The organism is Minwuia sp. (assembly GCF_048007105.1).
Taxonomy (GTDB): Bacteria; Pseudomonadota; Alphaproteobacteria; order Minwuiales; family Minwuiaceae; genus Minwuia.
In genome coordinates this window covers 4,515,983-4,534,905 of record NZ_CP180352.1, presented here as the reverse complement: position 1 = coordinate 4,534,905, position 18,923 = coordinate 4,515,983, and the positions used below count along the sequence as shown (strand labels likewise).

Sequence of the window (18,923 nt, the reverse complement as noted above, 5' to 3'; positions counted from 1 at the left end):
CGCCGGTCCGATGAGTCGACCGGATGCCCGCGCGAGGCGGGCATGACCTCAGCACTCTTGTTGTTCTCGGGCTCGACCCGAGGACCTGTGGTGCGGCCGAGACTCAGACCCTCTGGTCGAGACCGAGGGATGCAAAGGAGAGTGGCGACGGCGTCAGCGTTCAGCCGACCCGCAACCCGCCCTTGTCGATCTCGGTGAACTTTCCGCCGCTGGCCGCGATCTCGCGGAGCGTGGCGGCGGGGGCCATGGCGGGGTTTTCGGCGCCGATCTTCTCCATCACCTCGAGCACCTTCGCCGCGCCGACCGTGTCGCCGTAATACATCACGCCGCCCTTGTCGGCGGGCCAGCCGTAGCCGTTCAGCCAGATCACGTCGATGTCGCCGGGGCGCTGGGCCTTGCCGTCTTCCAGGATCTTCACGCCCTCGTTGATCATCGGATAGATGCAGGCCTCGATGATCTCATCCTTCGTCATCGGGCTGCCAGCCTTCGTGTCGACGCCGGTGATCTCGCCGATGATGCGCTCGGTGACCGGGGAGGGCTGGCGGTTGCGGTTTTCGTCGTAGTCGTAATAGCCCGCGCCGGTCTTCTGGCCGCGGCGGTCGAGCTCGCAGAGCGCGTCGCGGATCGGATTCTCGGTCTTTGCGCCCTTCTTCCAGCCGATATCGAGCCCGGCGAGGTCGGACATCTGGAACGGGCCCATGCGGAAGCCGAAATCGTTCAGCGCCGCATCGACGTCCCAGGGCATGACGCCCTTGTAAACCAGCCCGGTCGCCTGCACCTGGCGCTGGCGCAGGATGCGGTTGCCGACGAAGCCGGGGCAGACGCCGACCAGGGCGGCGACCTTGTTGATCTTCTGCGCCATGTCCATGCAGGTGGCGATCACGTCGGGCGCGGTATGGTCGGCCTGCACGATCTCCAGCAGCTTCATGACGTTGGCGGGCGAGAAGAAGTGCAGCCCGATCACGTCCTCGGGCCGCTTCGTCTCAGCCGCGATCTCGTCGATGTTCAGGCCCGAGGTGTTGGTGGCCAGGATCGTGCCCGGCTTCGCGATGCGGTCGAGATTGCCGAAGATGGTCTTCTTCAGCTCCATGTCCTCGAAGACGGCCTCGATGATCAGGTCGCAGTCGGCGAAGTCTTCCATCTTCAGCGTGCCGTGGATGCGGCCCATGCGGACATCGACCTCGTCCTGCGGGAAACGCCCGCGGTCGGCCGAGCGCTGGTAGTTGGTGCGGACGACGCCCAGCCCCCGGTCCAGCGCTTCCTGTTTCGTCTCGACGATGCGGACGTGATAGCCGGCGGTGGCGAAATTCATGGCGATGCCGCCGCCCATGGTGCCGGCGCCGATGATGCCGACGCTTTCGATCTTCCGCATCGGGGTGCCGGTCGGCAGGGCCGGGACGACCCAGGCCTCTTTGGCGATGCGGGCAATGTAGTCGGCGGTCTGCTGCTCGGCGGTCATGGTCGGTTTCCTTCCCTGTCGCCGCGCCCGAGCTGTCACCCCGGCCTTGTGCCGGGGTCCGGTTGCGGCGTTGTTGGACGGATCGCGACCGTCCAGTCTGGTTTCAACTCAGTACCGGATCCCCGCACAGGGCGGGGATGACAGTGTGGGTTTCCGGGGTAACCCGTGCAACAGAGGCGTGCGTCAGAGCCGGTCGCGGTAGGGCGCCAGCAGCCCGCGGCTGATGACGAGGTTCTGGATTTCGGTGGCGCCGTCCAGGGTCTTGGCGATCTTGGCGGCGGCGAACAGGCGGGGCAGGGGCGTGTCGTGCTTCAGCCCGTTGGAGCCCATCTGGCCCATGCAGATATCCAGCCCGTCCATCGCGGCGCGGGTGGCGAACTTCTTGGCGTGCGCCGCCTCGACCGAGGCCTTGCCCTGGGCTTCCAGCTTCGCGGCGGCGTCATAGACCATCAACCGCGCGGCGTAGAGGTCGGTCGCCACCTCGGCAAGCTGCCACTGCAGGCCCTGGAAATTCGCCAGCTTCTGTCCGAAGGCATTGCGCTGCGTGGTGTAGTCCAGCGCCGTTTCCAGCCCGACCGACAGCGCGCCGCAGCATTCCGCACCGACATTGATGCGGGCCATGTCGATGGCCGACAGCGCCGCGCGAAGGCCCTCGCCCGGCGGCACGACCATGCGTTCCGGCTCCAGGATCACGTCGGCGAAGGTGACGTCGGCGATCGAGGCGACGTAGCCGCCCAGCATCTCGTAAGGCTCGCCGACGATGACCCCGTCGCGTTCGCGCGGCACCAGAAAGCCGGCAATCCCCTTCGCGCCGGCGCCGGGTTCGGTCTGGGCGAAGACGAAATACTCGTCGATATAGGGCGCGTTGGTGACCCAGGCCTTGGTGCCGTTCAGCCGCCAGCCGAAGGGCATCTCCGTCGCCAGCGTCGCCATCGCCGTGGCGTCGGATCCGGCGCCGGGTTCGGTCAGCAGGAAGCCCGTGGTGATCTCCGCCGCCATCAGGCTGGCGAGGATCTCGTCGTGCCAGTCATGGGCGCCATAGGTGGCGATGGCGCTCATGCAGTATTCCTGCGGCACGAAGGTGAGCGCCGCGACCGGATCGGCCCGCCCGAGTTCCTCCGACATCGCCGCCATCACCGAGGCGCGCAGCGCATGGCCGCCCTTCGCCTTCGGCACCAGCATGCCCTTCAGCCCGGCATCGGCGTAGGCCTGCCAGACCTCGCGCGGCGGGCGGCGGTTCGCCTCGCAGTCCGCCGCCACCGATGCGGCCACTTCGGCGACCTGCCGGTTCACTTCCAGCAGGCGCTCCTCGTCCTTCGTCCAGTTCATGCGCTTCGGCCTCCCCTCCGATTTCGGTCCTCAAGCAAGGGCGCCGCCATGCTGGCCGACCCATCCATCCCCAGCATGGCGGTTTCCACTCAGATGTCCGCGTAGCAATGCGTCTCCGCCTTGCCGCCCGGATGGGTGACCGCGCCGAGATGGGCCGGGCCGACCGTCTGGGCGTATTTCCATATGGTACCGGACTGGTAGTCCGTCTCGCGCGGCTGCCAGGCGGCCTTGCGCTTCTGAAGTTCCTCGTCGGTCAGTTCGACGTTCAGCGTCCCGGCATCGGCGTCGATGTGGATGATGTCGCCGTCCTGCAGCAGGCCGATGGGACCGCCCACCGCCGCTTCCGGACCGACATGGCCGATGCAGAAGCCGCGGGTGCCGCCGGAGAAGCGGCCGTCGGTGATCAGGGCGATCTTGTCGGAGATGCCCTGGCCGTAGAGCGCCGCCGTGGTCGCCAGCATCTCGCGCATGCCGGGGCCACCCTTCGGACCCTCGTAGCGGATGACCAGCACGTCGCCTTCCTTGTAGTCGCGCTTCTCGACCGCGGCGAAGCAGTCCTCTTCCGAATCGAAGCAGCGCGCCGGACCGGAATGCTGCATCCGGCCCAGGCCGGCGACTTTCACGATGGCGCCGTCGGGAGCCAGATTGCCCTTCAGACCGACCACGCCGCCGGTCTTCGTCAGTGGCTTGGCGACGTGGTAGATGACGTCCTGATCCTCGGGGAAGACCACGTCCTTCACGTTCTCGGCCAGTGTCTTGCCGGTGACGGTGATGCAGTCGCCCTTCAGATAGCCTGCGTCCAGCAGTTCCTTGATCACCACCGAGATGCCGTTGATGTCGTACATGTCCTTGGCGACGTATTTCCCGCCCGGTTTCAGGTCGGCGATGTAGGGCGTGTTCTTGAAGATGTCGCAGACGTCGTCCAGCGTGAAGCTCAGCCCGCATTCATGCGCCAGCGCCGGCAGGTGAAGGCCGGCATTGGTGGAGCCGCCGGTCGCGGCGACGACGGTCGCGGCGTTGGCCAGGCTGTCGAGGGTGATGATGTCGCGCGGGCGGATGTTCTGCGCCAGCAGGTTCATCACCGCGCGGCCGGAGGCGGTGGCGAAGGTGTCGCGGTTCTCGTAGGGCGCGGGCGCGCCGGCCGAGCCGGGCAGGGCCAGGCCGATGGCTTCCGAGATCATCGCCATGGTGTTGGCGGTGAACTGGCCGCCGCAGGAGCCGGCGGACGGGCAGGCGACGCATTCCAGTTCGTGCAGCTTTTCCTCGGTCCAGTTGCCGGCGGCGACCTGACCGACGCCCTCGAAGACGTCGACCACGGTGACGTCGCGGCCTTCGAACTTGCCCGGCAGGATCGAGCCGCCATACATGAAGACCGAGGGCACGTTCAGCCGGCCCATGGCCAGCATCAGCCCGGGCAGGGACTTGTCGCAGCCCGCCAGTCCGACCAGCGCGTCGTAGCAGTGGCCGCGCACGGTCAGTTCGGTCGAATCCGCAATCACTTCGCGGCTGACCAGTGAGGCCTTCATCCCCTGATGGCCCATGGCGATACCGTCGGTGACGGTGATGGTCGTGAATTCGCGCGGGGTGCCACCGCCCTCGGTGACGCCCTTCTTGGCCCACTGGGCCTGGCGGGCGAGGGCGATGTTGCAGGGCGCGGCCTCGTTCCAGGTGGTGACCACGCCGACCAGCGGACGATGGATCTCCTCGTCGGTCATGCCCATGGCGTAGTAGTAGGAGCGGTGCGGCGCGCGCTGATAGCCCTCGGTCACATAGCGGCTGGGCAGCCTCGCCTTGTCGAATGTCTTCTTGTCCATCGATTCCTCCCCTTGTCGTCGTCTGGTCGCAGGTTTCTGTTAGACCATATCAGGACGTGACGGAAAGGAGGATGGCCATGGCCGGAGAAGCGAGGGATGTCGACAGCACGGTCTATGCCGTCGGCAGTTCGGACGGCGCCTTCGAGGCGCACGAGCCCGAGAGCTTCTGGCCGAAGCTGCTGGGCGGCGAGATTGCGCCGGATGCGCTTGTCACCTTCATCCGCATGACGGGCGACTTTCCGCACTGGGAGATGCACCCGAAGGGCGACGAGCTTTTCGTGCTGCATTCGGGCGCCATCGAGATCGATCTCGATGACGGCAAATCGACACGGACGGTTCGGCTGGTGGCGCGGCAGAGCTTCGTCATCCCGCGCGGCAGTTGGCATTTCGCCCGGACCGTCGAGCCCGGCGATCTCACCGTGATCACCTTCGGCGAGGGGACGGAGCACAGGCCCGCTTGAGTTGGCGGCGCCGATGCCCCACTTTTCAACGATGACCAGTTCAGAGCGTCCGAACAGCCCGGCGAATCTGCCGGAGCGGATTCCGATCTTCCCGCTGCCGGGGGCCATCCTGCTGCCGGGCGGCCGGCTGCCGCTCAACATCTTCGAGCCGCGCTATCTCGCCATGATCCGCGACGCGATGAGCGGTCCGCGCATGATCGGCATGATCCAGCCCAGTGAGGAGCATGATGGCGGGCCGGAACCGCCGGTCTACGACATCGGCTGCCTCGGGCGGATCGTCGACTACTCAGAGACCGATGACGGCCGCTACCTGATCGCCCTGGCCGGCGTCTGCCGGTTCCGGGTGAAGGAAGAACTCAGCCGCGACACGCCCTATCGTCAGATCCTGGCCGACTACGAGCCCTTCAAGGGCGACTTCGCTTCCGGCGGGAAGCCGGCCGCGATCGACCGCGACCGGCTGGTGGAGACGCTCCGGCAGTTTCTCGACAGCCGGGGGCTGAAGGCCGACTGGGACGCGGCGAAGCGCGCGTCCGACACCGTGCTGGTGAACTCCCTGTCGATGGTGCTGCCGCTGGCGCCGCCGGAGAAGCAGGCCCTGCTGGAAGCCGCCGACATCGCCCGTCGGGCTGAGGTCATGGTGACGCTGATGCAGATGGCTCTGCTGGAAGGGGATGACGGCGACACCACGGTGCAGTAGCGTCCCGGGACCTCAACGGTCCCCTGTCCATGCGAACCCCGAAACTTCTGACCACGCTCCGTGCCTATTCCTGGGGCACGTTCCGCGCCGATCTGTTCGCCGGCGTGACGGTGGCCATGGTGGCGATGCCCCTGAGCATCGCCATTGCCATCGCCTCCGGCGCGACACCGGCCGAAGGCCTGACGACGGCGATCGTGGCCGGATTCCTGATCTCCTTCCTCGGCGGCAGCCGCGTCCAGATCGGCGGGCCGACGGGTGCGTTCATCGTCGTGGTCTATGGCGTCATCGCCGAACATGGCCATGACGGTCTGGTGCTGGCGACGGCTATGGCCGGTCTGATCCTGCTGATTGCAGGGTTCTTTCGCGCCGGCCGGCTTGTCGCCTTCATTCCGGAAGCGGTGGTGAACGGCTTCACCATCGGCATCGCCATCATCATCGCGACCAGCCAGATCAATGATTTTCTCGGACTGAGGATCGGCGATCTTCCCGCCGATTTCATCGCAAAGGTGCCGGTCATCTGGGAGCATGCATCGGAAGCCAGTCTCCACGCCGTGGCGATCGCTGCCGGGACAATGGCCGGGATCGTGCTGCTGCGCCGTCTCCTGCCGCGATTCCCTGGCCTGATCGTGGCGGTGGGACTTCGCGTCGCTTGCCGTGGCGATGGCCAACTGGCCGGTCGATACGGTGGTCTCGCGCTATGGCAGCCTGCCCTCGGGCATTCCGATGCCGTCCATGCCCGATATCTCCCTGGCGCGGGTCGTCGAACTGTTTCCGTCTGCGCTTGTCATCGCCTTCCTTGCGGCGATCGAGTCGCTGCTTTCGGCGATGGTCGCGGATCGGATGATCGACGGTCATCACCGGCCGAATGCCGAAGTGATCGCCCAGGGGGCGGCCAATCTCGGCAGCGCGATCTTCGCCGGCTTGCCCGCTACCGGCGCCATTGCCCGGACCGCGACGAATGTCAGGGCCGGGGCCAAAACGCCGGTGGCCGGCATCGTCCACGCCCTGACCATACTTGCGGCGACCCTGCTGATCTCGGACACCGCAGGCTACCTGGCCATGCCCAGCCTCGCGGCCCTTCTGATGCTGACGGCCTGGAACATGAGCGAGCCGCATCGCTGGCGGGCCTATGCTGCGGCACCGGTCTCCGATCGGGTTCTTCTCTTGCTTACGATGGCGTTGACTGTACTTGTTGATCTCACGGTCGCGATCGGAGTCGGCGCGATGCTGGGGCTTGCGCTCCGGCTCCGTCGGCGCGACATACCCGAAGCGAAATGGACACCGCCACGGCGCTAGACCTCGGTGCGAGGAGATTTTCGAACATGCAACAGGTCGATACGAAGCTGCTCGAGATTCTGGTCTGCCCGTTGACCAAGGGTCCGCTGGAATATGACCGGGAGGCCCAGGAACTGATCAGCAAGCAGGCGGGTCTGGCCTATCCGATCCGCGACGGCATCCCGATCATGCTGGTCGATGAGGCGCGGAAGCTGGAAGAGGCCGACAGCTGACCATGGCCTATGACGTCTATGAGGAAGCCGGGCGGCCGCAGCCGCTCGAGATCCGCCTGAAACAGGCCGACCGGCTGCTGGAAGTCGATTTCGAGAACGGCCGCAACTTCAGCTTCACCCACGAATTCCTGCGCGTCGAAAGCCCGTCGGCCGAGGTCAAGGGGCACGGCCCGTCGCAGCGCCAGTGGGTGCCGGGCAAGATCAACGTGCAGATCACCGAGATCGAGCCGGTCGGCAACTACGCCGTGCGCCTGAAGTTCGACGACGGGCACAACACCGGCATCTATTCCTGGAGCTATCTCTACGAGGCGGGCGACCGCTACGAGGAGATCTGGGAGCGCTATTGCGACGAACTCGACAGCCGGGGGCTCAGCCGCGGCAGCTGAACGCCGTCAGACCAGGCTGATGTCGGCGTTGTTCGGCGCGGCCCCCTGGACCTCCGCCAGAACCGTGTAGCCGTCCTCGTTGACGTTGGGATCGACGATCAGGTGCGTCCCGTCGAACAACAGCGCCGGACCGGCGATCAGACCCGAATTCGTACCGTCATAGGCCACGCCGATCGTGGTGAGCGTCAGGACCGGCAGGCCGCCCTGCGCGATGTTGAAGGCGTCGCCGCCATTGCCGAAATCGGCGACCAGATCTACGGCCACGCCGGCCGCAGCGACCGTCTCGTTTGCGGCAATCTGGGTGCCGTCGGTCTGCGGATTGAAGAAGAACGTGTCGCCGCCGGTGCCGCCAACCAGACGGTCGGCGCCGGGTCCGCCGTTCAGGAAGTCGTTCTGGTTGCCGCCCAGCAGAGTGTCCCGTCCCGCGCCGCCGACCAGCGAATCAGCACCGATCTGGCCGACCAGATTGTCATTGCCGGTGCCCCCGACCAGCGTGTCGGCGCCGGCCGCGCCGTTGAGATCGTCATTGCCGTCTCCGCCGTCGAGCGAGTCGTCATCGTCCTCGCCGCGAAGCTGGTCATCGCCCGCGCCGCCGGAAACCAAGTCGTCGCCATCGCCCGCGAAGATCGTGTCGTTGCCCGCGCCCCCGTTGACGGTCTCGTCGGCGTCGTCTGCGGCATCGGTGTCGAAGACGTCATTTCCTCCGCCCAGGTCGAAGGTGAAATCGGTCGCCGCCCCACCGACTGTGTCATCGAAGTCGGATCCGGCGAACGCCTCTACCTCGGAGAAGGTGTCGCCGAGCGCGTCGCCCGCAAGGCCGCCGGCCGCGCCCTGGTTCGCGAAGAACCCGCCGATGCCGTTGCCGTCGGTCGTCGAAAAGGCGATCGCGATCCCGGCGCCGGATTCGGCGAAAGAGATGGTGTCGTCGCCTGCGCCGCCGACGAACTGGTCCGCGCCGGCCAGACCTTCGAGCAGGTCGTCTCCATCGCCGCCCTGCAGCGTGTCGTCGCCGGCCCCTCCATCAAGGCTGTCGTTTCCGGCCAACGCGTTGATGAGGTCGTTGCCCGCCAGACCCTCCAGTGTTTCGGCGTCGGCGGTGCCGGTCAGGGTGTCGGCACCCGCGGTGCCCAGGACCACGCCGCCGCCGGCGAAAGTGAAATCATTGGCGTTGAGATTGGCGACCAGCACATTGCGAAGCGTCAGCGTCTGGCCGTTGCCGAGGTCGATCATGGTGTCGGTGCCGTCGTCGCTCGCTGCGGCCGTGACGTTGGCGAACGCCGTGAACCCCACCACGCCGTTGAAGTCGACCAGATCGTCGACCCCGGCGCCGGGGGTGAAGTCGGTGATGGTGTCGTTGCCTTCGCCGCCGCGGATGGCGAACCTGTCGATCCCCGCGCCGCCGGTCAGCACATCGTTGCCATCGCCGCCATCGAGCGAATTGTTGCCGCCGCCGCCATCCAGTGTCTCGGCGCCGTCGTCGCCGGTGATGCTGTCTGCGCCCGCGCCGCCGGTAACCTGCTCGAAGCCCCGCAGCGTGTCGCTGTCGACTTCCGCGCCGCTGGTCGTGCCCGTGGCCAGGTTCACGGTGAAGCCCAGCGTCGTTGCGCTGAAATCCAGCAGATCAATGCCCCGGCCGCCATTCAGTTCGTCGTTGCCGTCGCCGCCCAGGATGGTGTCGTTGCCGTCACCGCCTTCCACCTCGTCGTTGCCCAGGCCGCCGGACAGGCTGTCGTCGCCGTCGCCGCCAGAGACTTCGTCTGCGCCGGCGCCGGCGGTGATGGTGTCGTTGCCTTCGCGGCCTTCCAGTTCGTTGCCGTTGAGATCGCCGGTGATCTGGTCGGCGAAGTCCGAGCCCTGGACATTCTCGAAGCCCGCCAGCACATCGTTTGCACCGCCGCCGTCTGTGGCGGTTCCCAGCGTCAGGTTGACGGTCACACCGGCCGGGTCGCGGATGAAGGCGACGGTATCGTCGCCGAGTCCGCCGGTCAGGACGTCTGCGCCACCCGCACCCTCGATGAGGTTGTCGTTGCCGTCGCCCGTGATGTTGTCGGCGAAGTTGCTGCCGATGAAGCCTTCGATGGAATTGAACGTGTCGCCCTGCGCGTCGCCGCCAACCGCCGTTCCGAGGGCGAGGTTGATGGTCACGGCAGCACCGCTGGCCCGGTAGTCGACAATGTCGAACCCCGTGCCGCCGTTCAGCACGTCGGCGCCGCCGAGTCCTGCCAGCGTATCGTTTCCGGGACCGGCCGTGATGTTGTCGTTGCCGGGTGTGCCGGTCAGGGATTCGCCGTTGCCGGGCCCGTCATCATCGTCATCGTCGTCATCGAAGCCGTCGTCATCGTCGTCGTCATCGTTGTCGCGGTCGCGGAGCCGCAGCCTAGGGCCGCGCGGCGGTCTCAGCCCGCCGGCCTGGTCCAGCAGCGCCGCCAGCTCTTCCTCCAGATTGTCTTCGTCATCGTCATCGCCGTCGTCGTTGTCGCGTCCGGCGATCTCGGCGTCCTCACCCTCCTCTTCGCCTTCTTCGGCGTCGTCGTCCTCATCGTCGCCGGACCCGTCAATGGCGTCGGTATCGGCCGTGTCCACGCCGCCGCCGGAGAAGGCCGCTGCCAGGGGTGCCGGCCCGGCGCCTTCCGATCGGTCCGCGGCCCGGGTGCCGTCGTCCTGTTCCCTCGGCGCTGCGGTGAGATCGAACATGCTTCGCAGATCGCCGCCATCTCCGAAGCCGGTTTCGGCCTGGAACTCCAGCAGGGCGCGGAAGCGTTCTGCGATGATGGTGCGGCTGGCGATCTGGGGGGCGGCGGGGGCCTGGCCACTCAGGGCGTCGGTGCGGTCAAAGGCGCGTTCGAGAAGGACTTCGCCGGACTCGTTCTGCACGGCAACCTTGCCGACGGTGCCATCTTCTTCTGGCAGCAGTACGATTTCCGTCTTCGCCATTATCCGTCGCTTCCCGAAGGCCTGGCGTTGCATCGACGGACGATGCTGCCGGGGCTGCTAACGCTCAGACTTACACAACTCGACCCCGCTCCCATTCTGCAACGGCAGGGTCCCGGTGACCACGGAAAATGCAGGGCTCGGGCCAACCCTCAACGGCGCCTCGCCCCATGCTCCGTAGGGGCGAGGATGGCGATTATTGTTGCTAGGCGCAAGTGTTTTTTATTGCTACATGCAATGATTGGAGTTTCTCCAGCATCAGATCCACACTGCGGGCGCCGGACTGGAACATCGCGGTTGCGTTCAGCGCGACAGACCCGAAGCCCATATCCTTCAGTTCCGCGGCTCTTTCTGCGACGCCCGTCTCATCTGCGTAGAAATTTCTTGCCTTGTCGTCGCCGGCGCGGGGCGGCGGCGCGATCATCGACTGATAGCCGAGCTTTTCCGGATCGCGGCCTGCCTTCACCGCGGCCTCGCGGATCTGATCCATGGCGTCACGTGCCATCTCGGGACTCGTGACCTGGCTCGCGAGCCAGCCGTCGCCCAGCGTACCCACCCGGCGGTAGGCGGGCCGGGAGTTGCCACCGACCCAGATCGGAAGATCGGCGCCCTGCGGCGACTTCGGCTCCATGGCGACGGCGTCGAGCGTGTAGTACTCGCCCTTGTGCTCGATCCGCTCGTCCCGCAGGCAGGCGCGGACCACCCGGATCGCCTCGTCCATGCGCTTGCCTCGGTTGCCGTACTCGAAGCCCAGCGCCTCGTATTCGGCCGGCTGCCAGCCGATGCCGACGCCAAGCCGCATCCGTCCGCCCGACAGCGTGTCGATGGTCGAAACCTGCTTGGCGGCCAGTGTGGGGTCGCGCTGGGGCAGGACCAGCACCTCCGTGCCCAGGCCGATGCGTTCGGTCACGGCAGCGATCGCCCCCGCCATGATCAGCGCTTCCATGATCGGCATCTTCGGCGGATAGCGCGGCTCCTCGCGCGTATCGGTGCCGTAGCCCATGACGACGTGATCGAAGATGTCGATCCGGTCGTAGCCGATGCGTTCGATCTCCTGCGCCATGCGGATCATGGCGGCCGGTCCTTCACGATAGGCGACGGATGGAAACTCGACGGTCAATTGCATGATGAAGTCCTCCCCTGAGCGGACATTGTTCCACGGGCCTGCCTTGCATGTCCGCCCCTTTCTGTCAGATACAGACAGGAGTTCCGCGCGGAGGCCGAAACCGATGTCCACCCGTGACGCCCTTTTCGAGAAGATCGCCAAGGCCAGCGCCGCCAATCCCGAGCGCCGCGACCGGGATGCGGTGGAGGCGCGCATGCGCGAGCACCGGATCAATCTGATGCCCGCGCGCGCCGACAAGCCCGAACCCGAGCGGCTGCAGCTGTTTCTGGACAAATGCGCCGAACTGGCGATCACCATCGACCGGCTGGGCAGCGCCGACGATGCGCCTGCGGCGATCGCCGGTTACCTGAAGCGCCACAATCTTCCGGGCGAGATCCGGATATCGCCGTCGGCCGAAATTGCCGGCCTGCCCTGGGACAAGGCCCCGCTGCTGAGCGTCACGCCGGGCCGCGCCGAGATCTCCGATCAGGTCGCGGTGACTCCGGCCGCAGCCGGCATCGCCGAGACCGGCACGCTGGTGATGACGTCCGGCGCCGACACACCCGCAACGCTGAACTTCGTCCCCGACAACCACATCGTCGTGCTGAAACGCAGTCAGGTCGTCCGCGCCATGGAGGACGCGTTCGCCATGGTCCGGGAACGCTTCGGCGAGGGCAGCATGCCGCGGACCGTCAACATGATCTCGGGACCCTCCCGCACCGGCGATGTCGAGCAGAAGATCGTGATGGGCGCCCACGGGCCGCGGCGGCTGCACATCCTGCTGATCGACGATCTGGACTGAGGCGACCCGGTGGCGCGCCGCGGCGGCATGAACGACGAGGACGCGCGGCTCTGGTCGCTGGTGGCGAAATCGGTCGAACCGCTGAAATCCACAGAGGCGCGTCTCAGGGAGGAGGCGCGCAAGGCCGCGCTTTACGAAGCCGAAGCGCCCCCGGAGAAGAAGCCGAAGCCCGCCGCCCCGGCCCGGAAGCCGGCAACCCGCGTGCTGCCGACGCCCGATGTCGCCCCGGTGCGGACGCCGCCGGAGGACCGCCGGGGCCGGGTGGCGGGCCTGGACCGGCGGACGGCCGAGCGGCTGCGCAAGGGACAGTATCCGGTCGAGGCGCGCCTGGACCTGCACGGCATGAATCAGGAGCAGGCCCATCGCGCGCTGCAGCTGTTCGTCAGGCAATGCCATGCCGCGCAGAAACGCTGTCTGCTGGTGATCACCGGCAAGGGCAGCCGGCAACGCGAGGGCGAGGGCGGCCCCTTCGTCAATCCGGAGCCGCCCGGCATCCTGCGCCGCCGCGTCCCGCAATGGCTGGGCGAGCCGGATCTGAAGCCGATGGTCCTGACCGTGTCCGGGGCCACACCCGCACATGGCGGATCGGGCGCGCTGTACATCCTGCTGAAGCGGCAGCGCGAGGCATGACGCCTTTCGGCGCGCGTGTGCGGGAACTGCGGGAGAAGCGCGGGATCTCGCTCCGGCGGATGGCCGCTGACCTGGAGGTGACGCCGGCCTATCTGTCGGCCCTGGAGCATGGCCACCGCAGCCGGCCGAACTGGGCTCTGGTGCAGCGGATCATCGCCTATTTCGAACTGATCTGGGACGATGCCGACGAGTTGCAGGATCTGGCGGCCATCTCGCACCCGCGCATCGTCATCGACACGGCCGGCCTCACTCCGGAAGCGACCGCCGTGGCCAACCGGCTTGCGCAACGTATCGGCAAGCTGCCGCCGGAAACGCTGCGCGCCCTCTCGGAACTGCTCGAATCAGGCGAAGGCGGCGATGGCGGCGAAACCGGCGAATCCGGAACCGAGTAGCTGTGCCTTCGCCGGCGTGACGCCGCCCATGGCGTAGACAGGCAACACCGTCGCGGCGGCGATGGCCCGCGCCCGCTGCAGGCCGAGCACCCGGCCGCCCGGGTGACTGGCTGTGGGGAAGACCGGCGAGAGAAGCACGGCGTCCGCACCCGCGATCTCTGCCCGGCGCACCGCCTCGAGCGAGTGGCATGCAGCCGTCGTGAAACCCAGCGGCGGGACCCGGCCGACATCTGCTTCGGCCAGATGGATGCCATCGGCCATTGCGGCGGTTGCGAGATCCGGGTCATTGGCGATCAGGAACAGATGGCCCGCCGCCAGCGTGGCCTCCCGCAGAAGCGCGGCCCAGCCGGCGCGGTCGGGATGACCGCGGTCGCGCAGGATCACGGCCGATCCCGCAGGCAGGCGGGCGATCGAAGGCAGCGGATCGGGGACGCGGTCCAGGTCGGTCGGCATGATGACGCGGGGCAGGGCGAAGCCCCTTGCGGCGAAGGGCCGGCTGGCCGATTCTGGACGCATGAGTGACGGAACTGACATTGCCGACAACCTGCAACAGGTTCTCGGTCAGGTCGAGGCCGCGGCGCGCAGTGCGGGCCGCGATCCGGCGGACATCACGCTGATCGCGGTGTCCAAGACAAAGCCCGCCAGCCTGATCGCCGACGCGATCGGGGCCGGGCAGCGGGTGTTCGGCGAGAACCGCCTGCAGGAATTGGAAGAGAAGTGGCCCGATCTGCAGGCCCGCTACCCGCAGGTGGAACTGCACTGCATCGGCCCGCTGCAGAGCCGCAAGGTGGCGCCGGCGGTGGCGCTGTTCGATGTCATTCACACCATCGACCGGGAAAAGACCGCGCGGGCCGCCGCGAAGGCGATGGCCGAGCAGGGGCGGCGGCCGGATTGTCTGATACAGATCAACACGGGTGAGGAGCCGCAGAAGGCCGGTATCGCGCCTCCGGATGCGGACGCCTTCATCGAACTCTGCCGCGGCGAACTCGACCTGCCGGTCCGGGGCCTGATGTGCATTCCGCCGGTCGATGAGGAACCGTCGCCGCACTTCGCCCTGCTGAAAAAGATCGCGGACCGTAACCAACTTGAATGGTTATCGATGGGCATGTCGGCGGACTTCGAGATCGCGATTCAATTCGGCGCGACACATGTGCGCGTCGGTACGGCAATCTTCGGCGCGCGTGGAACCTGAATACGTCCGAAGTACTCAGATGATACTTGACAAACCCTGTTGGACCTTGGCGGGCGAAACGGTCAGAATGCGCGTGATTCTCAAGCGCGCGCCGTGAATCGCGCACAGCCGGCAACTGGAGGAAGTGACAATGATGACCCGCAGGAGCGTAGTCTCGCTTGTTTGGGCCGCTTCGGCGATGCTGGCCCTGCCGCTGGCCGCGGCAGCTCAGGAATCCGGTCCGGTCCGGATCGGCGAAATCAACAGCTATGACAGCTACCCGAACTTCACCGAGCCCTACCGCAAGGGCTGGCAGATGGCCCTGGAGGAGATCAACGCTTCGGGTGGCGTGCTCGGCCAGCCGCTGGAAGTCGTCAGCCGCGAGGATTCCGGCGATCCCGCGAAGGCGGCCGCGGCGGCCGAGGAACTGATCGCGCAGGAGAAGGTGCACATGCTGGCCGGCACCTACCTGTCCAATGTCGGGCTTGCGGTGAGCAAGGTCGCCAGGGACAAGCAGGTCGTGTTTCTGGCCACCGACCCGATGACCGACCGGCTCGTCTGGTCGGAGGGCAATCGCTACACCTTCCGTCTTCGCGCCTCGACCTGGATGCAGGCCGGCATGCTGGCGCGCGAGGCCTTCGACAGCGAGGCGACGAAGTGGGCGACCATCGCGCCCGACTTCGAGTATGGCCACGATGCCGTCGAGGCCTTCAAGGAGCACATGCTCGACCGCAATCCGAACATCGAATTCGTTTCGGAGCAGTGGGTGCCGCTCAAGGGCTTCGAGGATCCGACGCCGGTCGTCCAGGCGCTGAAGCAGTCGGGTGCCGAGGGCATCTTCAACGTGCTGTTCGGCGACGAGTTCGTGACCTTCGCGCGTGAGGGCAACCGCCTCGGCCTGTTCAAGAACAAGACGAACATCGGCATGCTGACCGGCGAGCCCGAATACATCCTGCCGCTGGGCAAGGACGCGCCGCGCGGATGGATCGTGACAGGCTACCCCTGGTATGACATCGGCGATCCGGCTCACAAGAAATTCGTCGCCGACTATCAGGCCAGGTGGAACGAGAACCCCACCATGGGTTCGCTGCTCGGCTACATCACGCTGATTTCTGCCCGTGCGGCCTTCGAGAAGGCCGGCACCACCAAGTCGGAACTGCTGCTGCAGGCGCTGCGCGGTCTGGATGTCGCGACGCCGGCCGGCAACATCACCTACCGCAAGGTCGATCATCAGGCGACGCTGGGTTCCTGGGTGGGCATCACCCGCTGGCGGGAAAGCGGCGGCTATCTGACCGGCTGGCGCTATGTGCCGGGGCAGAACGTGCTGCCGCCGCCGGACGTCGCCGAGGCCATGCGCCCGGACGACAGCGTCAACTGATCGTCGGACAGGGTTGATTGGATGGGCCGGTCCCGCGGGGCCGGCCTTTCTCTGTGTGGGAGACCGCGGTCATGATCCGCAATGAAATCAAGGCGACGCCGATCTTCTCCGATCACATGCCGATCCGCGTGCTGGAGAAGAAGGCCGGCCGCTACGTGCTGGAAACCGAGTTCACCGACTATCACCTGAACGCCGCCGGATCGGTCCATGGCGGCATGCTGGCGGCCTTTCTGGACTGCGGGCTGGCAGGCGGCGGCGCGTCCTCGGTCAACGACGGCGAAGGGCGTTACGGGATCACTGTCACCATGACCGTGAACTTCATCCGTGGCGCCGGTCCCGGCCTCATGCGCTGCGAGGCGGGCGTGACCGGCGGCGGCCGGGCGACGAAGTTCGTCGAGGCCAAGCTCTTCGACGGCGGCGTGGGACCGGTTGCGTCCGCCACGGGGACGGTGCGGGTGATCGAACTCGGCTAGAGCACCGCGATCGCATTGGCCGGGGAACCGACCGCGCCAGGCAGGTTCAGCGGCACGGCGGTCATCATGAAGCGCCAGTCGCCGCGCGCCGCCAGCTTCTCCGACAGCTTCGAGAAGTCGAACATCTCGCCGAAGGCCATGCCGAGCAGCGGGATCATCCGCCGGTGCAGCGAGCCGATCTTCGGATCGCCGGGCACGACCTCCACCGCCGGGTTGTCGCAGGTGATCGAGGCCGGGTGCCAGTTCCAGAGCCGCCGGGCCATCGCCTCCGAGCCCTCCAGTCCCGAATGTTGCACCTTCGGCGCATAGTCGGCGCGGGCCTCGGGCGACAGCGCACGGTAGGCCTCGACCCAGCCGAAGCGGATGCAGAGCATGTCGCCGGTCCGCAGCTCGGTCCCCTGATGCGCCGCCGTCGCCTCCAGGATCTCGGCGGTGACGGCGAAGGGCGAGAGCGGATCGTAGTCGCGGCCGGTATCGGCCATGTAGCGGGCCACGTCCAGCAGCGCGCCGCAGCCGACGATGCCGTGTTCGACCCAGTGCTCGATCCCCAGCCGGCCTCGGCCCTTCTCGAAGTCGTCGGGAATCCCGGTCCAGTACCCGTGCTCGCGCGCCCGGATATGGCGCAAACCGTCCCACTGGCTGGAGGCCTGCATGAACAGCGAGTCCACGCTGTCGTCCAGCGTGTTGCGGTCCAGATTGTAGATGTCGTGGGCCAGCGGCTTGCGGCCGAACAGCGGCGGATCCGGCTCATCGAGCGGAAGCGACAGGTTCACCACCTCGCCCGAGCGGACCAGCGCCGCCGCTTCCAACCGGCGTTCCGGCGTCAACAGGCCGATGGAGCCGAGATCGTCGTCGCGGCCGAACACGTCCCAGGCGTGCGGCAGTTGCAGGCCATCGATCAGCGGCAGATCGTCATAGTCGGGCAGGTTCATCGGTAGCGGCTCATGATCTGTTCGGCGAAGTCCCTGAAGTTGTCGCGCATGACGGCGACGGGCGGTAGCAAGGTGACTTCCTTCAGCCCGGCCTGCTCCAGCTGGCCGAGGCGTTCGACGATCTCGTCAGGCTCGCCCACCAGCCCGCCGGAGATGCGGATCATGTCCGGCGTGATGAAGCGGCGTTCCTCGGGCGGGCAGAAGGCGCAGTGACCCCGGTGCAGCATCTGGTGGCGGCGTTCGGGCGGCATCGTCTCGGCGACGTAGCGCTTGTAGTCCTCCCAGGTGCCGCGCACACGGTCGGAGACGAAATCGTCATGGCCCCGCTCCTGATAGAGCTCGTAGAAGTAATGCAGCGTCGAGACGACCTGGGCATCGATCTCGTCGATCACCCGCTCGCTCTGAAGCGTCTCACCGGGGCGCATGACGCAGGCGAAGGTGAGGGCCGCCGTGTGGAAACTCTCGGGCAGGGTTCGCCCGGCCTCGGCTGCGCCCTCGCGGATGATGCCGAGATTGCGGTCGAGAACGCCCAGGGGCTCGTTGCCCGCGCAGATGCGGCCGTCGCCATAGGCCCCGGCGGCCTTCAGCGCCTTCGGGCCGTTGGCGCCGACATAGATCTCGACCGGCTGTTCGGTGTTCACGCTTTCCAGTTCGCGGTCGAGGAAGCGGATCGGCTTCGTCTCGCCGTCGATCTCGCACTCCACCTCCTCGCCATGCAGCAGGCCGCGTACGACGCGGAGATAGTCGCGGAAGGCCTTCGCCTTCATCGGCCGCGCGCCCATGATCCGCATCGCCGTGTGTCCGGTGCCGATGCCCAGGAAGGTCCGGCCCGGCGCCAGCTTGTTGATCGAGGCGATGGAATGCGCGGTCACCGGCGCCAGCCGCGTGCCCGCGATGGCGACGCCGGTGCCGAGGCGGATGCGCTCCGTGTGCCAGGCGGCCAGCGACAGGGTGGCGTAGCTGTCGGACCAGATCATCTGGCTGTCCGGCGCCCAGCCGTGGTCGTAGCCGAGTTCCTCGAGTTCCCTGAAGATCTGCCAGTCGCCGATATTGGTCGCGACCATGCCGCCGAACTTCATCCGGCCCTCCCCGTCATGTTCTCCCCGTGGAGAGCATGACAGGGCGGGCAGGCCGGGCCAAGCCGGGAGGCGTCAGAACGTCGGGTCGGCGATGACCCTAGAACGCCGGGTCGGCGATGGGCGGCCGTTCGCTGGCCGGCAGGGGCTGGGTGTTGCCACAGGCGGCGGCGAGCAGGGAGAGGGCGATGATGGCGATGATGGCGGTCGGTCTCATGGCTTCGATCCTCGACTGGGTCACAAGGGGTCTGGAGGATCAGATGGGGCGCGGTGTCCGGGAAATCGCCGCGCCACCGTTCAACACATCGTTGACATGCGGTGAACGCCGGGGAGGTCCCTACTTCCGGCCCGACGCCATCGCCGTGTAGAGGCCCAGGCC

General features: G+C 67.0%; 19 protein-coding genes and 1 pseudogene. 12 read left to right on the top strand and 8 right to left on the bottom strand.

Translation table 11 applies throughout. From position 1 onward, the window contains the following. Positions 1-160: 160 nt before the first annotated feature. The 3 genes from ACMVY4_RS22040 to ilvD form a co-directional block, all read right to left on the bottom strand. Positions 161-1,459: a 3-hydroxyacyl-CoA dehydrogenase NAD-binding domain-containing protein gene (locus ACMVY4_RS22040; protein WP_416898086.1), complete on the bottom strand. Its 1,299-nt coding sequence runs from the start codon at positions 1,457-1,459 to the stop codon at positions 161-163. Positions 1,460-1,642: 183 nt separating this feature from the next. Then, the gene (locus ACMVY4_RS22035; protein WP_416898085.1) at positions 1,643-2,788 is read right to left on the bottom strand and encodes an acyl-CoA dehydrogenase family protein; all 1,146 of its coding nucleotides are present in this window, start codon (positions 2,786-2,788) and stop codon (positions 1,643-1,645) included. Positions 2,789-2,877: 89 nt separating this feature from the next. Next, a complete protein-coding gene (gene ilvD, locus ACMVY4_RS22030; RefSeq protein ID WP_416898084.1) occupies positions 2,878-4,602 on the bottom strand; it encodes a dihydroxy-acid dehydratase in 1,725 nt (574 codons plus the stop codon). A gap of 77 nt (positions 4,603-4,679) precedes the next feature. Between ilvD and ACMVY4_RS22025 the strand changes: the two genes are divergently transcribed. The 5 genes and pseudogenes from ACMVY4_RS22025 (at position 4,680) to ACMVY4_RS22005 (ending at position 7,654) form a co-directional block, all read left to right on the top strand. Next, positions 4,680-5,063, top strand: a complete 384-nt coding sequence (locus tag ACMVY4_RS22025) for a cupin domain-containing protein (protein WP_416898083.1) — start codon at positions 4,680-4,682, stop codon at positions 5,061-5,063. Between the two features lie 13 nt (positions 5,064-5,076). Continuing rightward, positions 5,077-5,760, top strand: a complete 684-nt coding sequence (locus ACMVY4_RS22020; RefSeq protein WP_416898082.1) for an LON peptidase substrate-binding domain-containing protein — start codon at positions 5,077-5,079, stop codon at positions 5,758-5,760. Between the two features lie 29 nt (positions 5,761-5,789). Next, positions 5,790-7,056: pseudogene (locus ACMVY4_RS22015) on the top strand (SulP family inorganic anion transporter). A 26-nt stretch (positions 7,057-7,082) separates the two neighbouring features. Beyond that, positions 7,083-7,268, top strand: a complete 186-nt coding sequence (locus ACMVY4_RS22010) for a Trm112 family protein (RefSeq protein WP_416898081.1) — start codon at positions 7,083-7,085, stop codon at positions 7,266-7,268. A 2-nt stretch (positions 7,269-7,270) separates the two neighbouring features. Continuing rightward, complete coding sequence (locus ACMVY4_RS22005) at positions 7,271-7,654, top strand: gamma-butyrobetaine hydroxylase-like domain-containing protein (RefSeq protein WP_416898080.1); 384 nt, start codon at positions 7,271-7,273, stop codon at positions 7,652-7,654. 6 nt (positions 7,655-7,660) lie between these two features. Here the strand turns inward: ACMVY4_RS22005 and ACMVY4_RS22000 are convergent, their stop codons facing one another. Both ACMVY4_RS22000 and ACMVY4_RS21995 read right to left on the bottom strand, forming a co-directional pair. Then, positions 7,661-10,588: a beta strand repeat-containing protein gene (locus ACMVY4_RS22000; protein ID WP_416898079.1), complete on the bottom strand. Its 2,928-nt coding sequence runs from the start codon at positions 10,586-10,588 to the stop codon at positions 7,661-7,663. Between the two features lie 202 nt (positions 10,589-10,790). Continuing rightward, positions 10,791-11,711 (bottom strand): TIGR03619 family F420-dependent LLM class oxidoreductase, encoded by a 921-nt coding sequence (locus tag ACMVY4_RS21995; RefSeq protein ID WP_416898078.1) that lies wholly within the window; start codon positions 11,709-11,711, stop codon positions 10,791-10,793. 103 nt (positions 11,712-11,814) lie between these two features. On the opposite strand from ACMVY4_RS21995, the gene ACMVY4_RS21990 reads away from it, so the two are divergent. The 3 genes from ACMVY4_RS21990 to ACMVY4_RS21980 are packed head-to-tail and all read left to right on the top strand — an operon-like array spanning position 11,815 to position 13,514. Then, a complete protein-coding gene (locus tag ACMVY4_RS21990; RefSeq protein WP_416898077.1) occupies positions 11,815-12,492 on the top strand; it encodes a LutC/YkgG family protein in 678 nt (225 codons plus the stop codon). A gap of 9 nt (positions 12,493-12,501) precedes the next feature. Then, entirely contained in the window at positions 12,502-13,122 is a 621-nt protein-coding gene (locus tag ACMVY4_RS21985; RefSeq protein WP_416898076.1) for a Smr/MutS family protein, read from the top strand. After that, a complete protein-coding gene (locus ACMVY4_RS21980; protein WP_416898075.1) occupies positions 13,119-13,514 on the top strand; it encodes a helix-turn-helix domain-containing protein in 396 nt (131 codons plus the stop codon). The genes ACMVY4_RS21985 and ACMVY4_RS21980 overlap by 4 nt, the downstream gene beginning before the upstream one ends. Here ACMVY4_RS21980 and ACMVY4_RS21975 read toward each other — a convergent pair. Further along, positions 13,464-14,030, bottom strand: a complete 567-nt coding sequence (locus tag ACMVY4_RS21975; RefSeq protein WP_416898074.1) for a thiamine phosphate synthase — start codon at positions 14,028-14,030, stop codon at positions 13,464-13,466. The two genes, ACMVY4_RS21980 and ACMVY4_RS21975, sit on opposite strands and share 51 nt — an antisense overlap. On the opposite strand from ACMVY4_RS21975, the gene ACMVY4_RS21970 reads away from it, so the two are divergent. The 3 genes from ACMVY4_RS21970 (at position 14,029) to ACMVY4_RS21960 (ending at position 16,536) form a co-directional block, all read left to right on the top strand. Beyond that, positions 14,029-14,706 (top strand): YggS family pyridoxal phosphate-dependent enzyme, encoded by a 678-nt coding sequence (locus ACMVY4_RS21970; protein WP_416898073.1) that lies wholly within the window; start codon positions 14,029-14,031, stop codon positions 14,704-14,706. The genes ACMVY4_RS21975 and ACMVY4_RS21970 overlap by 2 nt on opposite strands. A 130-nt stretch (positions 14,707-14,836) precedes the next feature. Then, complete coding sequence (locus ACMVY4_RS21965; protein ID WP_416898072.1) at positions 14,837-16,063, top strand: ABC transporter substrate-binding protein; 1,227 nt, start codon at positions 14,837-14,839, stop codon at positions 16,061-16,063. Between the two features lie 71 nt (positions 16,064-16,134). Beyond that, complete coding sequence (locus tag ACMVY4_RS21960) at positions 16,135-16,536, top strand: PaaI family thioesterase (RefSeq protein WP_416898071.1); 402 nt, start codon at positions 16,135-16,137, stop codon at positions 16,534-16,536. Here ACMVY4_RS21960 and ACMVY4_RS21955 read toward each other — a convergent pair. Beyond that, entirely contained in the window at positions 16,533-17,468 is a 936-nt protein-coding gene (locus ACMVY4_RS21955) for a cyclase family protein (RefSeq protein WP_416898070.1), read from the bottom strand. The two genes, ACMVY4_RS21960 and ACMVY4_RS21955, sit on opposite strands and share 4 nt — an antisense overlap. Next, on the bottom strand, positions 17,465-18,547 hold the full coding sequence (locus ACMVY4_RS21950) for an LLM class flavin-dependent oxidoreductase (RefSeq protein ID WP_416898069.1): 1,083 nt from the start codon (positions 18,545-18,547) through the stop codon (positions 17,465-17,467). The genes ACMVY4_RS21955 and ACMVY4_RS21950 overlap by 4 nt, the downstream gene beginning before the upstream one ends. Before the next feature lie 212 nt (positions 18,548-18,759). On the opposite strand from ACMVY4_RS21950, the gene ACMVY4_RS21945 reads away from it, so the two are divergent. Beyond that, on the top strand, positions 18,760-18,912 hold the full coding sequence (locus tag ACMVY4_RS21945; protein ID WP_416898068.1) for a hypothetical protein: 153 nt from the start codon (positions 18,760-18,762) through the stop codon (positions 18,910-18,912). Positions 18,913-18,923 lie beyond the last annotated feature (11 nt).

Bases quoted from the DNA above. Each gene is read 5' to 3' on its own strand.
- ACMVY4_RS22020 (WP_416898082.1), top strand. From the start codon at position 5,077: ATGCCCCACTTTTCAACGATGACCAGTTCAGAGCGTCCGAACAGCCCG.
- ACMVY4_RS21955 (WP_416898070.1), bottom strand. From the start codon at position 17,468: ATGAACCTGCCCGACTATGACGATCTGCCGCTGATCGATGGCCTGCAA.
- ACMVY4_RS22005 (WP_416898080.1), top strand. From the start codon at position 7,271: ATGGCCTATGACGTCTATGAGGAAGCCGGGCGGCCGCAGCCGCTCGAG.
- ACMVY4_RS21945 (WP_416898068.1), top strand. From the start codon at position 18,760: ATGGCTTCGATCCTCGACTGGGTCACAAGGGGTCTGGAGGATCAGATG.
- ACMVY4_RS22000 (WP_416898079.1), bottom strand. From the start codon at position 10,588: ATGGCGAAGACGGAAATCGTACTGCTGCCAGAAGAAGATGGCACCGTC.
- ACMVY4_RS21980 (WP_416898075.1), top strand. From the start codon at position 13,119: ATGACGCCTTTCGGCGCGCGTGTGCGGGAACTGCGGGAGAAGCGCGGG.
- ACMVY4_RS22010 (WP_416898081.1), top strand. From the start codon at position 7,083: ATGCAACAGGTCGATACGAAGCTGCTCGAGATTCTGGTCTGCCCGTTG.
- ACMVY4_RS21970 (WP_416898073.1), top strand. From the start codon at position 14,029: ATGAGTGACGGAACTGACATTGCCGACAACCTGCAACAGGTTCTCGGT.
- ACMVY4_RS21950 (WP_416898069.1), bottom strand. From the start codon at position 18,547: ATGAAGTTCGGCGGCATGGTCGCGACCAATATCGGCGACTGGCAGATC.
- ACMVY4_RS21990 (WP_416898077.1), top strand. From the start codon at position 11,815: ATGTCCACCCGTGACGCCCTTTTCGAGAAGATCGCCAAGGCCAGCGCC.
- ACMVY4_RS22035 (WP_416898085.1), bottom strand. From the start codon at position 2,788: ATGAACTGGACGAAGGACGAGGAGCGCCTGCTGGAAGTGAACCGGCAG.
- ilvD (WP_416898084.1), bottom strand. From the start codon at position 4,602: ATGGACAAGAAGACATTCGACAAGGCGAGGCTGCCCAGCCGCTATGTG.
- ACMVY4_RS21975 (WP_416898074.1), bottom strand. From the start codon at position 14,030: ATGCGTCCAGAATCGGCCAGCCGGCCCTTCGCCGCAAGGGGCTTCGCC.
- ACMVY4_RS21995 (WP_416898078.1), bottom strand. From the start codon at position 11,711: ATGCAATTGACCGTCGAGTTTCCATCCGTCGCCTATCGTGAAGGACCG.
- ACMVY4_RS22025 (WP_416898083.1), top strand. From the start codon at position 4,680: ATGGCCGGAGAAGCGAGGGATGTCGACAGCACGGTCTATGCCGTCGGC.
- ACMVY4_RS21960 (WP_416898071.1), top strand. From the start codon at position 16,135: ATGATCCGCAATGAAATCAAGGCGACGCCGATCTTCTCCGATCACATG.
- ACMVY4_RS22040 (WP_416898086.1), bottom strand. From the start codon at position 1,459: ATGACCGCCGAGCAGCAGACCGCCGACTACATTGCCCGCATCGCCAAA.
- ACMVY4_RS21965 (WP_416898072.1), top strand. From the start codon at position 14,837: ATGATGACCCGCAGGAGCGTAGTCTCGCTTGTTTGGGCCGCTTCGGCG.